Annotated in this window: 13 protein-coding genes; 11 read left to right on the forward strand and 2 right to left on the reverse strand. The window is 68.8% G+C overall.

What is annotated here, in order from left to right:
• Window positions 1-48 precede the first annotated feature (48 nt).
• Window positions 49-1,224: an ABC transporter ATP-binding protein gene (locus ACFU9P_RS04455; RefSeq protein WP_384077738.1), complete on the forward strand. Its 1,176-nt coding sequence runs from the start codon at window positions 49-51 to the stop codon at window positions 1,222-1,224.
• The gene (locus tag ACFU9P_RS04460) at window positions 1,221-3,104 is read left to right on the forward strand and encodes an ABC transporter permease (protein ID WP_384077739.1); all 1,884 of its coding nucleotides are present in this window, start codon (window positions 1,221-1,223) and stop codon (window positions 3,102-3,104) included. Before ACFU9P_RS04455 ends, ACFU9P_RS04460 begins: the two co-directional genes overlap by 4 nt.
• Here the strand turns inward: ACFU9P_RS04460 and ACFU9P_RS04465 are convergent.
• Complete coding sequence (locus tag ACFU9P_RS04465; protein WP_157877339.1) at window positions 3,085-3,261, reverse strand: hypothetical protein; 177 nt, start codon at window positions 3,259-3,261, stop codon at window positions 3,085-3,087. The genes ACFU9P_RS04460 and ACFU9P_RS04465 overlap by 20 nt on opposite strands.
• Here ACFU9P_RS04465 and ACFU9P_RS04470 point away from each other — a divergent pair.
• From ACFU9P_RS04470 to ACFU9P_RS04495, 6 genes are read left to right on the forward strand one after another with little or no spacing between them, the layout of a single operon-like run.
• The gene (locus ACFU9P_RS04470) at window positions 3,260-4,219 is read left to right on the forward strand and encodes an ABC transporter substrate-binding protein (protein WP_376377022.1); all 960 of its coding nucleotides are present in this window, start codon (window positions 3,260-3,262) and stop codon (window positions 4,217-4,219) included. The two genes, ACFU9P_RS04465 and ACFU9P_RS04470, sit on opposite strands and share 2 nt — an antisense overlap.
• Window positions 4,220-4,279: 60 nt before the next feature.
• Window positions 4,280-5,368, forward strand: coding sequence for an ethanolamine ammonia lyase-activating protein (locus ACFU9P_RS04475; RefSeq protein ID WP_384077740.1), 1,089 nt, complete (start codon window positions 4,280-4,282; stop codon window positions 5,366-5,368).
• Window positions 5,369-5,370: 2 nt separating this feature from the next.
• The gene (locus ACFU9P_RS04480) at window positions 5,371-5,709 is read left to right on the forward strand and encodes a hypothetical protein (RefSeq protein WP_384077741.1); all 339 of its coding nucleotides are present in this window, start codon (window positions 5,371-5,373) and stop codon (window positions 5,707-5,709) included.
• Entirely contained in the window at window positions 5,699-6,856 is a 1,158-nt protein-coding gene (locus ACFU9P_RS04485; protein WP_384077742.1) for a Rieske 2Fe-2S domain-containing protein, read from the forward strand. Before ACFU9P_RS04480 ends, ACFU9P_RS04485 begins: the two co-directional genes overlap by 11 nt.
• A gap of 38 nt (window positions 6,857-6,894) precedes the next feature.
• Window positions 6,895-7,611 carry a class II aldolase/adducin family protein gene (locus tag ACFU9P_RS04490; protein WP_384077743.1) on the forward strand — a complete coding sequence of 239 codons (717 nt, stop codon included), beginning with the start codon at window positions 6,895-6,897 and terminating at the stop codon, window positions 7,609-7,611.
• 4 nt (window positions 7,612-7,615) lie between these two features.
• Window positions 7,616-9,208 (forward strand): ethanolamine ammonia-lyase reactivating factor EutA, encoded by a 1,593-nt coding sequence (locus ACFU9P_RS04495; RefSeq protein WP_384077744.1) that lies wholly within the window; start codon window positions 7,616-7,618, stop codon window positions 9,206-9,208.
• 14 nt (window positions 9,209-9,222) lie between these two features.
• Here ACFU9P_RS04495 and ACFU9P_RS04500 read toward each other — a convergent pair whose 3' ends face one another.
• Window positions 9,223-10,032 (reverse strand): IclR family transcriptional regulator, encoded by an 810-nt coding sequence (locus tag ACFU9P_RS04500; protein WP_376377036.1) that lies wholly within the window; start codon window positions 10,030-10,032, stop codon window positions 9,223-9,225.
• A gap of 57 nt (window positions 10,033-10,089) precedes the next feature.
• On the opposite strand from ACFU9P_RS04500, the gene ACFU9P_RS04505 reads away from it, so the two are divergent.
• The 3 genes from ACFU9P_RS04505 (at window position 10,090) to ACFU9P_RS04515 (ending at window position 13,406) form a co-directional block, all read left to right on the forward strand.
• The gene (locus tag ACFU9P_RS04505) at window positions 10,090-11,358 is read left to right on the forward strand and encodes an FAD-dependent oxidoreductase (RefSeq protein ID WP_376377038.1); all 1,269 of its coding nucleotides are present in this window, start codon (window positions 10,090-10,092) and stop codon (window positions 11,356-11,358) included.
• Window positions 11,359-11,433: 75 nt separating this feature from the next.
• Complete coding sequence (locus ACFU9P_RS04510; protein ID WP_384077745.1) at window positions 11,434-12,537, forward strand: cupin domain-containing protein; 1,104 nt, start codon at window positions 11,434-11,436, stop codon at window positions 12,535-12,537.
• Complete coding sequence (locus ACFU9P_RS04515) at window positions 12,534-13,406, forward strand: fumarylacetoacetate hydrolase family protein (RefSeq protein WP_384077746.1); 873 nt, start codon at window positions 12,534-12,536, stop codon at window positions 13,404-13,406. Before ACFU9P_RS04510 ends, ACFU9P_RS04515 begins: the two co-directional genes overlap by 4 nt.
• The last annotated feature ends 9 nt before the right edge of the window (window positions 13,407-13,415 follow it).

Genomic DNA, 13,415 nt, shown 5'->3' on the forward strand with positions numbered 1-13,415 from the left:
ATTCCTGGTTAAGGTCGCGTCAACCAGGACTGATCCGAGGAGTGCAGGATGTCGATGAGGGCGACCACACCGGACCGCCTCGCGGGCCGGCTCACGGGCCCGGTGGACGAGGCTTCCGGTGAGCCCGCCGTACAGCTCCGGCTGTCCGGTGTGACCCGGAAGTTCAACGATGTCGTCGCTGTCGACCAGATCGACCTCGACGTGAAGCGCGGCGAGATATTCGCCCTCCTCGGGCCGAGCGGCTGCGGGAAGAGCACCTCGCTGCGGATGATCGCGGGCCTGGAGAAGATCGACCAGGGCTCGATCTTCATGCGGGACCGGGCGCTCGCCGATGCCGGGCAGGGCACCTTCCTGCCCTCGGAGAAGCGCAATATCGCGATGGTCTTCCAGTCCTACGCGGTGTGGCCGCATATGACCGTCGCACAGAACGTGGGCTTCCCACTGCGTATGCGCCGGGTGAAGCGGGCCGAACGGCGGCGCAGGGTCGAGGAGATCCTCGCGGTCACCGGTCTCGAAGCGCTGGCCGACCGGCCGGCCACCCTGCTCTCCGGCGGCCAGCAGCAGCGGGTCGCGCTCGCGAGGGCGCTGGTCTACACCCCGGATCTGCTGCTGCTCGACGAGCCGCTGTCGAATCTGGACGCCAAGCTGCGGATCCAGATGCGGCGCGAGATCCGCAGGCTGAACCGCGAACTCGGTATCACGATGCTCTTCGTGACGCACGACCAGGACGAGGCACTGTCCCTGGCCGACCGCCTCGCGGTGATGAACAAGGGCAAGGTCGAGCAGGTCGGGCGGCCGATGGACCTGTACGAGCACCCGAAGACCGCGTTCGTACGGGACTTCCTCGGCCGGCTCATCGTCGTCGAGGGCGTCCTGGCCGGGGACCCGGCCCACCGCAGGGTCCTGCTGGGCGGCGGCGGCGAGCGGGCCGGGGAGATCCTCGGCCCGGACATACCCGCGGAGCTGGCCGACGGCGACGCGGTCGGGGTGTATCTCCGGCCCGAGGACGTCGACATCAAACCGGCGGGACCGGGTGAGCCGGCGCCGAACCAGGTGGCCGCGCGGGTGCTGTCCTCGGTCTACCTCGGCGACAGCTTCGAGTACGTACTGGACATCGCCGGGTCGAACGTCCTGCTCAGCGCGCCGCGCCGGGTGGTGCACCAGCCCGGTGACCCGGTGGTCGTCGAGGTCGACCCGCAGCGCGCCATGGTGTGGCCGCTGTGAGCGGGGTCCTTCCGCCGGTGGCGCCGGACGCCGTCGAACCGCTGCCGGGTCCGGTACGGAGACTGGTCAAGGCCCGCCGCTCCAGCGGCTCCCGGGTGACCGGTACGGTCGTACTGCTGCTGGTGGCCGCGGTCACCGTCGTCCCCATCACCCTGCTCCTGCTGAACAGCCTCAATGTCGCCGATCCGGGCGACCCGGCCACGTACGGCCTGGACAACTGGCGGCAGGCCTTCGCCAATGGCGCGATGTGGGAGTCCGCCTGGAACACACTGCGGCTCGGTGTGCCGAGGGTGCTGCTGGGCATGGTGATCGCCACGGTGATCTCCTGGCTGATCGCGCGCACCGACATGCCGGGCGGCAAGGTCATCGAGGTGTTCCTGTGGTTCTCGTTCTTCATTCCGTCGCTGTCGATGACCCTGGGCTGGATCCTGCTGCTCGACCCGGCCAACGGTGTGGTCAACCAGGTGATCAGGATGGTGCCGGGGCTGGGTGACATCACCCAGGGCCCGCTGAACATCTACAGCTACTGGGGCATCATCTGGACCCATCTCACCGCGACGACCGTGCCCATCATGGTGATCCTGCTGGTGCCCGCGTTCCGCAGGATGAGCCGGTCCATGGAGGAGGCGGCGCAGATCAGCGGCGCCAGCCGGCTGCGCACCCTGGTGAGCATCACCGTACCGATGATGCGTCCGGCCATCATCGCCGCGACCCTGCTGAGCTTTGTCTACTCGCTGAAGACCTTCGAGATCGAGCTGCTGCTCGGCACGCCCATCGGGCTCAATGTCTACTCGACGCAGATCTACAACTGGCTCCAGTCGTCGCCCCCGCAGTTCGGCACCGCGACCGCGCTGGGTTCGGTGTTCATCCCGATCCTCATCATGCTGGCGATCATGCAGCGGTTCGCCGTACGCAGCGGCAGTTATGTCACCGTCGGCGGGCACACCTACAACGACGAGCCGATCCGGCTGGGGCGGATACGCCGCTGGGTGATCGCCGGGGTGCTCTGGCTCTATGTCGTCATCACCGTGGTGCTGCCGCTGGGCGCGATCGTCCTGGGCTCGTTCATGCGCCGGTTCGGGTTCTTCCAGCTCACCAACCCCTTCACCACCGAGCACTGGTCCGCACTGTTCCACGACAACCTGTTCGCGTCGTCGGTGCGCAACACACTGGTCATCGGTCTGATCGCCACCCTTGTCGGTGTGCTGGTCTACTTCGTCATCTCCTTCGTCATCGTCCGCAGCGAGCTGCCCACCCGGGGCGGTGTCGATGTGATGGCCTGGCTGCCGGCCGCCGTGCCGGGCATGCTGCTGGGCCTGGGACTGCTCTGGGTATATCTCGGCACTCCGTTGCGCACCGTGCTCTACGGCAATCTGTTCGGCCTGATCATCGCGCTGGTGATCAGCCATATGGCCACCGGTACACAGCAGTTGAAGGCCGCGATCCTCCAGGTGAGCCCCGATCTGGACCGGGCCGCGCGGATCTGCGGTGCCACTCCGGTACGGGCGTACACCTACATCCTCTTCCCGCTGCTCGGCCCCTCCGTGGCCGCGGCCGGGGTACTCACCTTCCACTCCGCCGTCAGCGATGTCAGTACGGTCGTCCTGCTCAGCAGCAACGACTCACGGCCGCTGTCGATCCTTCTCCTCGAATACAGCACCAGCGGTGTGCTCGAACAGGCCTCTGTGCTGGGTGTCCTCATCAGCGCGCTCACCGTCGGGGTGGCGCTGCTGTCCCGGGCGCTGAGCGGCCGCCGGCTGCGCGCGTCGAAGCCGGGACGCCGTATCCGGGTGACCCGCGGTACCCCGCCGTCACCCCTCCCCGCTATGAAAGCAGGTGCGTCATCAGAAGATTCATCGCTCACCAGAACTGGAAGCTGATCTGCGCGGGTGCCGCGCTGGCGCTCGCCGCGACCGCGTGCGGCGACGGCTCGGACACCGCGGCCGGAGGCAGCGCGCCCGGTGACATCAGCGCCCAGTGCCCGGATCCCTCGGGCTCGCTGGCCGCCGCGGCGAAGAAGGAGGGCACGGCCGTCATGTCCGGGCCGCCCACCGACACCGTGCGCCAGAAGCTCCCGCAGGCGTTCCAGCAGACGTACGGAATGAAACTCGACTACATCGGCACCAGTGGCAAGGACAACGCGGCCCGGCTCCAGTCGGAGCGGCAGGCCGGTATCTACTCCCAGGATGTCTTCGTCGGCGGCGCCGACACCATGGCGAACACCTACCACGCGCAGAACTGGATCGCCCCGCTGACCGGCGTCCTGACCCCCGCGGAGCTGGAGACGAAGTCGTGGCGCGGCGGGACCGTCCCGTTCGTCGACGCCGACAAGTCGATCCTGAGCATCAGTCGCTATGTCACCGTGCCGATCGTCGTCAACACCGACCAGGTGGACCCGAAGGAGATCAGCACCTGGAAGGACCTGCTCGACCCGAAGTGGAAGGGCAAGATCGCCACGATCGACCCCCGGAGCCCGGGCGGCGCGATCTACAACGTCGGTATGTTCCAGGCCGCCCCCGGCTATGGCGACGCGTTCGTCAAGCAGCTCTACAAGGACCAGAACCCGGTCCTGATCACCGACTCCCGCCAGGGCACCGACGATCTGGCCAAGGGCAAGTACCCGATCGCCCTGGGGCTCGGCCAGCTCGATGTCGACACCGCGGTCGACGACGGGCTGCCGATCCAGGTGGTCATGCCCGATCTGCTCCAGACCACCAGCGGTTTCGGCTTCCTCGCCGTCTCCGACAAGCCGCCGCACCCGAACGCGGCCAAGCTGCTGGCGCAGTGGCTGGCCTGCCCGGACGGCAACAAGGCGTGGAACGACGCGTACGGCAGCATCAGCACCCGCGCCGATGTCAAGCCGCCGTCGGATCTGCCCGACTGGCAGGTCCCGCAGGACGGCAAGGACTACTTCGACGCCAACTCCTGGGAGTTCCTCACCAAGGGCGTCAAGGACGCCACGGATCTGATCAAGAGCCTCATCGGCAGCAACTAGCGCCGGCCGACCACGAATCAGCACTGGTGCACCGCGAAACCGCGTACAAGGAGAGACGAGATGACCGTGGCCGAAACCGAGCTGCCCACGATCAAACGCCCGACGGCCTATGAACAGTGGCTGACCGACGAGGGTCTGAAGGTCGTGGAGGGGCTGTTCATCGAGGACCTGCGCACCGTCGAGCTGGGCGACTGGGCGCGGCGGGGCTGCCGGGCCGCGGTCGCCCGGCTGGAGGGCACCGAGGACGTCAATGACGCCCACATCATCGAGATCGCCCCCGGCGGCCAGGTGGCGCCGGAGCGCCATCTCTACGAGGAGATCACCTATGTGGTCTCCGGCCGGGGCTCGACCACGGTGTGGAACGCGGCCGGGGCGCGGACGACCTTCGAGTGGAACGCGGGCAGTGTGTTCTCCGTACCGCTCAACGCGTACGCGCAGCACTTCAACGGCAGTGGTGGAGAGCCGGCCCGCTTCTACACCGTGACCAGCGCCCCGCTGGTGATGCGGATGTTCCACAACCGCTCGTTCATCTATGACTGCGACTTCGACTTCACCGACCGGTTCGGCTCGGACAAGGACGACTTCAGCGGGGCCGGCACCGCCTATCAGTCCCGGGTCTGGGAGAGCAGATTCATCCCCGACGCGGCACAGATCGAGCTGAAGTCCTGGGCCGCGCGCGGCGCGGGCGGCAGCAATGTGATGCTGGAGATCGCCGACAACAGCCTGTGCGGCCATGTCTCCGAGTTCCCGGTGGGTACGTACAAGAAGGCACACCGGCACAACGCGGGCGCCCATGTGATCATCCTCGGCGGTACGGGCTTCTCTCTGCTGTGGCGGGAGGGCGAGCCGGTGCGCAAGGTCGACTGGCGGCAGGGCTCGATCGTGGTGCCGCCGGAGCGCTGGTTCCACCAGCACTTCAACACCGGTACCACGCCCGCCCGTTATCTGGCGCTGCGCTGGGGCAGCAAGAAGTACCCGCTGTTCAAGCAGTTCCTGATCGACCGGCCCACCACCGAGGGCGGCGACCAGATCGAGTACCGGGACGAGGACCCCTCCGTACGCGCCACCTTCGAGGCCGAGCTGGCCCGGCACGGCGCACAGAGCCGGATGGCGGAGGTCTACGACCGGGCCGCGCGCCGGACGGACTGACCATGATCAGCCTTGAACGGCAGTTCGACGAGGACTTCTCGCCCGCGGCGGACGTCCCGACGCTGTCGGTCGACTTCTGGAGCTATCTGAACGCGCTCCAGGCACGGCTCGGCTGGTCCCCCGCCGACGACAGGACCTGGGACTACCTGGAGGAACTCGAACGCGACCTGGAGCCGCTCATCGAGACCCTCCCGGACGCGGACGCCGCGCCGTATCTCCACCGGCTCATCGACACCTGGGCCTCGCGGGGCACCGGGGAGCGCGACGACCTCAGGCGGCGGGTCGCCGCCATGCTGCGGCAGGCACTGCGGAATCAAGAGGAGCATGACCATGATCAGTGAAGCCGAGAACGAGTTTCTGACGCGTGTCGGCCCCGGCACCCCGGCGGGCGAACTGCTGCGGCGGTACTGGCAGCCCGTCGCCCTCACCGCCGATCTCTCCCCCGAGAAGCGCACCAAGCGGATCCGGATCCTGGGCGAGGACCTGGTGCTGTATCTGACCGACGAGAACACCTACGGTCTGGTCGCGGAGTCCTGCGCGCACCGGCGGGTCTCGCTCTACTACGGCTTCGTGGAAGGCTGCGAGATCCGCTGTCCGTACCACGGCTGGAAGTACGACCGTACGGGCCAGTGCCTGGAGCAGCCCTTCGAGCAGGAGAACCGGCGCGCCCGCGAGCGCGCCAAGATCGCCGCCTATCCGGTACGCGCCTACCGCGGCATCCTCTTCGCCTATCTCGGCCCCGGCGAGCCGCCCGTACTACCGCGGTGGGACGTGCTCGACCGGCGCGACGGGCATCTCACGCTGTTCGTCGAGCAGGACCTGCAGTGCAACTGGCTCCAGCCGATGGAGAACGCCGTCGACACCGTGCACACCTTCTGGCTGCACGGACACACCATGCATCTCAAGGGCATCGACCGCGGCAGCTACTACTACCGGCCCATCGAGAAGTACTCCTTCGAGCAGTTCGAGTGGGGCATCATCAAGCGACGTGTCTACCGCGACACCTCCGGCGGGGTCGAGGAGGAGACCGGGCATCCGCTGGTGTTCCCCAACATCCTGCGGCTGCCCGAGGGGCCGTTGCAGGCGATGCACTGGCGGGTGCCGGTCGACGACGAGCACACCATGCTCATCCGGGCCGGGCTGCTGCCGGACAAGCCGGGCGAGGAGCAGGTGCACGACGAGGAGCCCAGTGTGGTGCGGGTGCCCTCGGAGATGACCGAGGACGGCGACCACGCGATGAACACGTTCACCAGCCAGGACCGGATGGCGTGGGAGACACAGGGCGCCGTCTACGACCGCACCAAGGAGATGCTGGGCGCGGAGGACAAGGGCATCGCCATGTACCGCAGGCTGCTGCGGCAGCAGATCGAGCTGGTCCAGGCCGGTCAGGACCCGATGGCGCTGATCCGCGATCCCGAGCGGGCCGTGGTGAACTTCGATGTGTCGCGGGGGCAGGCCAGGGTGGCCGTGGCCGAGGGCCGGGTGTGATGACGTCGGCGGCCGGGCCCGGCGCGGCTGAGCCCTTGGTGGCGGCAGAACGTGTCGCCGCGGCCTGCCGTGTGCTCGGCCGGCTGGGACTCACCCGCGAGCCGGCCGGGCACGTCAGTGTGCTGCTGGACGACGGGAGTGTCGCGGTCAAGGCACGCGGGCGCGCGGAGTCCGGTCTGCGGTTCGCCGGCGCGGAGGATGTCGTGGTGGTGGATCCCGACGGGACACCGCGCTCGACCGCGCCGGGCCTTGAGCCGCCCCGCGAACTCGCCATCCATCTCGCGGTGTACCGGGCACGCCGCGATGTCACCAGTGTGGCGCATGTGCATCCGCTGATGCCGGTGCTGTTCGGTGTCTGCGATGTGCCGCTGCTGCCGTTGATCGGTGCGTACGACCCGTACGCGCTGCGGCTGCTGGCCCGGGGCGTGCCCACTTTCCAGCGCAGTGTGCTGGTGACGACTCCGGAACTCGGGGACGAACTGGCGGCCGTGCTGGGGCCGGGCGCGGTGTGCCTGATGCGCGGGCACGGGGTGACGGCGGTGGGCGCGAGTCCTGAGGAGGCGGCGCTGAATGTCATCAAGCTGAGCGAGCTGGCCGAACTGAACTACCGGGCGCGGCTGCTCGGGGAGCCCAGGCCGATCGAGCAGGCCGAGTACGAGGAGATCGTCGGTACGGGCAGGACCCGGCCGGAGCTGATCGACTCGGCGTGGCGGTTCTACCGGCGGCTCGCCGAAGAAGGGGCTGAGGAGGGATGAGACCATGCCGGACAGCACCTTGACCGGAACACACCACCACAGTCACACCGACGACCATCACCACGATCACGATCACGATCACGGCCATGACCATGACCATGACCATGACCATGACCACGGTGTCACCATCGGTACCGACGACCCGGCTCACCCGCTGTGGGAGCGCGATCAGATCGTTCTCATCAGTGTCGGGATCGACATCGGCTCGGCCACCAGCCAGGTCCTCTTCTCCCGGCTGACCCTGCGGCGGATGGGACGCGAACTGTCCAGCGCCTTCAGGGTCGTCGGCAAGGAGATCATCCATGAGTCGGCCGTCGCCCTCACTCCGTACGCCGAGGGCCGCCGTATCGACGAGGAGCGCCTGACCGCCCTGGTCGACGCGGCGTTCCTGGACGCCGGTGTGCGGGCCGACGAGGTCGACACCGGGGCGGTCATCCTCACCGGTGAGGCCACCCGGCGCCACAACGCCCGCGCCATCGCGGATCTGTTCGCCGCCAGGACGGGGCGTTTCATCTGCGCCACGGCCGGCCACGGCATGGAGGCGACACTCGCCGCCCACGGTTCGGGCGCGGTCGCCAGAAGCGCGCGCGATCACTCGCGGGTGCTCAACATCGACATCGGCGGCGGCACCACCAAGCTGTCGGTGTCGGAGTCCGGCAGGGTCCTGGCGACCGGTGCGCTGCATCTCGGCGCGCGGCTGATCGTCGTCGACGGCGCGGGACGGATCGTACGGCTGGAACCCGCGGGCCGGCGGCTGGCCGGATCGCTGGGCCTGGACTGGGCGTTGGGCGACCGGGTGTGGGAGGCGGAGCTGCGCGAGATGGCGGCGCTGATGGCCGACACCGTTCTCGCCGAGGTCAATGGAGGGCCTCCGCCGCTCGACGGTCTCGGCTGGACGCGGCTCACCGAGCCACTGGCCGAGCGGGGTCCGTATGACGCCGTGGTGTTCTCCGGCGGGGTCGCCGAGTATCTCTACGGCCGTGAGTCCCGGGAGTTCGGGGATCTGGGCCCGCTGTTCGGCCGGGCGCTGGCCGAGCGGGCAAACCGGCTGCCGGGCCCGGTGGAGGACACCGGCCGGGCGATCAGGGCGACGGTGCTCGGGGCGTCCCAGTACACCGTGCAGGTGAGCGGGAACACCATTCACATCGGCGATCGGAATCTGCTGCCGCTGCACAATCTGCGGGTGGTACGGCCCGACGTCGAACTGCCCGACACGGTCGATCCGCAGTCGGTCGCGACCGCCGTCGGGCGGGCTCTCGCGGATTCCGGCACGGTCCCGGGCGACCCGTTGGTGTTCGCGTTCCGGTGGCGCGGGCTGCCGAGTTTCCCGCGGCTCGACGCCTTTGTGGAGGGCATACGGCTCGGTCTGAGCGAGCGGATCGAGGCGGGCGGGCCGTTGTGTCTGCTCTTCGAGGGCGATATCGCCAGGACCGTCGGCGGCATCCTGTACGACCAGGGTGTCCGGGTGCCGGTGATCTCCGTCGACGGCATCGCGGTCGAGGCCACCGACAAGCTCGGCTTCGTGGACATCGGCGCGGTGCTGCCCAAGTCCGGGACCGTACCGGTCTCGCTCAAGTCGATGGTGTTCTCGCTGTGAACACGCTCTCCGGCTCAGGCCGTCTCGTTGAGCGCGTCCCGTACCGACAGCCGGGCTTCGAGCAGCAGCGGCGCGAGTTCCCTGGCCTGTCCGGCCGTCTCCAGCCGGGAGTGCGGTACGGCCACGGCGATCGCCGCGAGCGGGTAGCCGATCAGGTCGTAGATCGCCATGCCCACCGCGCAGATGCTGCTCTCGCCCTCGCCGAAGTTCACCGCGTACCCGACCTCCCGGATCTCGTCCAGCTCGGTCTCCAACTGGCCCCAGGTTGCGATGGAGTTGGGTGTACGGGTGTCCAACTGTCGGGTGGGATAGCGCCGGCCGAGATCGGTGGCGGGCAGCGCCGCCAGGATCGCCTTGCCGCCGGCCGTGCAGTGCGCCGGCAGGACGATCCCCGTACGCGTGGCGACCCGCACCGACCGCGAGCCTTCGACACAGTCGATGAACCGGACCGAATTCCCTTCCAGCAGAAGCAGACTGACCGTCTCGCGGGTGTCCTCGCTGAGCTTTTCCAGTACGGGCCTGGCCGCGTGCCGGATGTCGACGCGGCCGATGGCGGCGAGACCGATTTCCAGCAGTGCGCGGCCGGGCCGGTAGACACCGTTCGGCTTGTCCTGGGTGACAAAGCCCTGGCGGCGCAGCGCGGTCAGCAGCCGGTGCGCGGTGGACCGGGCGACGCCCAGATCGTCGGCCGCCTCGGCGACCCGCAGCGCACGGCGCTCGCTGATCAGGTGCAGCAACTGGAGGGCGTTGTCGACCGATGAGAGGCCGGACTGCGGGGAGTACGGGCCGGCCGGGTGGGGTTCATCGCGGACTGAGTTCTTCATATCGGAATAGTAGCGTCAACTCTTTCGACGCACGGAATAATCACTAAGGTTTGGGCTATGACATTCGTGTCGAATCATCGTGGGCTGCCGGTGCTGATCCTGGGCGGCGGCCCCGTCGGCGTCACCGCGGCTTGGGCCCTCGCCCGGGCGGGTGTACGGGTACACCTCATCGAGCGGGAGCCGGAGCCGCGTACCGACTGGCGTGCGTCGACGTTCCATCCGCCGACCCTCGAACTCCTCGACGGACTGGGCCTGGCGGCGCAGATGCACACCGAGGGCCTGACAGTGCCGCGCTACCAGTACCGGGACCGCCGGGCCGGGCTGGTGGCCGAGTTCGACTTCACCCTGCTCAAGGACGAGACGAAGTACCCGCACCGGCTCCAGCTCAACCAGCAGCACCTGGTGCGGATGCTGGTGGAGCGGCTCGCGGACGAGCCCAACGCCACACTGCACTACGGCATCGAGGCCACCGCGATACGGACGAGCGGTGACGGTGTGATCGTGGAGGGGCGGGGAGCGTCGGGCGGTGTGAGCCTGCGCGGCTGCTTCCTGGTGGCCGCCGACGGCGCGAGCAGTACGGCCCGGGGGCTGCTGGGGGTGGAGTTCCGGGGTTTCACCTACCCGGAGCGGTTCCTGATCGCGAGCACCTCGGCCGACTTCCGCGCGCTCATCCCGGACATCGCCGATGTCAACTATGTGGCCGACCCGGAGGAGTGGCTGTTCCTGCTGCGCACGCCGGAGTCCTGGCGCGCGGTGTATCCGGTTCCGGCCGGCCAGACGTACGAGAGTGCCACCGACCCGGCGGAGATGCAGAGCCGGCTCCAGGGCATCGCGCCCCTGCCGGGTGGTTACGAGATCGGCGACCATCAGATCTACCACGTGCACCAGCGGGTCGCGGAGTCGTTCCTGGCCGGGCCCTGCGCGCTGATCGGCGACGCGGCGCACATCAACAGCCCGCTGGGCGGGGTGGGCCTCAACAGCGGTATCCATGACGCGGTCGATCTTGCCCGCCGGCTCGCGCGCATACTCCTGGACGGCGCGGACGAGGACGCCGAACTGGCCACGTTCGCCGAGGTGCGGCGCCGGGTGGCCGTGGAGTACGTCCAGGCCGACACCAAACGCAACACCGAGCGGATCAGTGAGCGCGACGAGGCCAAGCGGCGCGCCAACCACGAGGAGCTGCGCGCCGTCGCGGCCGATCCGGAGCGGGCCCGCGCCTGGTGTCGGCGCGCCTCACTGCTCGAATCGGTGGCGCGCTTCGGGATCGGCCTGCCTCCGGACGAGGTCCGCCGCCGGCTGGACGCGGAGGCCGGCGCCACCCCGTAACGGCCACCACCTCATGACGAGCACCACCTCATGACAGGCATCACAGGTGAAAGAGGACCCATGACAGAGGGACCCGTGAAAGACGAAGAAACCCAACTGGCCGCCCTGTACGGGGATCTGGCCGCGGTCGACCTGCATCCGCTGTGGACGATCACCCGTGATCTGCTGCCGCCGACGCCGCGCCCGCGCTCGGTGCCCTGGCTGTGGAGTTCCGAGGTGCTGACCGAACTCGCCGAGCGGGCCCTGCGGCTGGTGCCCGTGGAGCGCGGCGGGGAGCGGCGGGTGCTGAGCCTCGGCAATCCGGGTCTTGGCGGACTGCCGTACGCCGCCGGGACCTTGTGGGGCGCGATTCAGTGCCTCGGCCCCGGCGAGACGGCACCGGCCCACCGCCACACCCCGGGCGCCATCCGCTTCATCCTGTCCGGGGACGGGGTGGCGACCACCGTGGACGGCGATGTGTGCGACATGCACCCCGGCGACCTGATTCTCACACCGTCGTGGAACTGGCACGACCACAGCAGCGCCAGCGACGGCCCGATGCTGTGGTTCGACGGGCTGGATCTGCCGATGATCGAGGCGCTGGACGCGGTGTTCTTCGAACCGTACCCCGATGTGCGGCAGCCGGACTCGGACCCGCACAACCGGTCGGAGCAGGAGGCCGGTCCTGGGCCGCGCTTCGTCAGTGGAGCGGTACGGGACGTGCTCACCACCGAACACTCGCCGCTGCTGGTCTACCGGTGGCAGGACACCGACAGGGAGCTGTCGCGGCTGGCCGCCGGGAGCGGGGAGCCGCTGGTGAGCATCGAGTTCGTCAGTCCCGAGACCGGTGCCAGTGTGCTGCCGACCATGAGCTGCGGGATGCACCGGCTGATACCGGGCGCGCGGACCCTGCCCGTACGGCGCACCGGCAACGGTGTGTTCGTGGTGCACCGCGGTTCCGGCTCGTCGGTGATCGAGGGGCAGCGCTTCGACTGGTCGGCCGGCGACATGTTCGTCGTACCGTCCTGGGCCGCGGCCGAGCACGCCAGTGAGGAGGGGGCGGACCTGTTCTCCATCGGCGACAGCCCCGTACTCCGGGCTCTGGGCATCCACCGTGAACTGGCGCTCGACACCCATCAGCAGGTGACCGGTGTGTTCACCCCGGCGGCGCTCCGGCCGAAGGACTCGGTGGGCGTATGAGACTCGCGATCTTCGACGACCGGCGCCTCGGTGTGGTGACCGGGGACCAGGTGGTGGACGTCACCGCCGTACTGCCGTGGCCGCACGAGTCCGATCCGCTGCTCGCGGGCTGGTGGCGCGGCCTGTGCCGGGACTTCGCGGTGCTCGCGCCCGCTCTGGAGGAGGCCGCGGCGAACGGGCGGGGCGTGCCGCTGGAGTCGGTACGGCTGGCCGCGCCGGTACTTGGACCGACCAAGATCATCGCTTCGGCCAGCAACTACCAGGCACACGTCGACGAGATGCACACGGTGCAGCGCCGCACACTGGGGCAGGTCGAGTCCTGGATGATGAACTTCGATGTGTTCCTCAAGGCACCGTCGTCGGTCGTCGGGCCCTCGGACGGCATTGTGCTGCCGCGCGATGTGCTGGAGGAGGGCAGCGAGATCCACCACGAGTCCGAACTCGTCGTGGTGATCGGCACGGGCGGCAAGGACATCCCGGTCGAGAACGCTCTCAAGCATGTGCTCGGTTACACCATCGGGCTCGACATCACCGTACGCAGCGCGGCCGACCGGTCGCGGCGCAAGAGCTATGACACCTTCAGCCCGCTGGGCCCCTGGCTCACCACCAGCGACGAGGCGGGCGATCCGGCGGACTTCAACATCCTGCTGACCTGCAACGGCGAGCAGCGGCAGGCGGTCAACACCGCCGCGCTGATCACCCCGGTGCCGGAGATCGTCGCGTACGCGTCGCGCATGATGACACTGAACCCCGGCGATGTGCTCTTCACCGGCGCACCGCCCGGTGTCGGGCCGATCCTGCCCGGCGATGTGCTGTACACCTCGATCAGCCGGCTCGGCGCCATGACACTGCCGGTCCGCGCCGAATAGACGCACGCC

It is taken from the genome of Streptomyces sp. NPDC057617 (assembly GCF_042800555.1).
Lineage (GTDB): Bacteria > Actinomycetota > Actinomycetes > Streptomycetales > Streptomycetaceae > Streptomyces.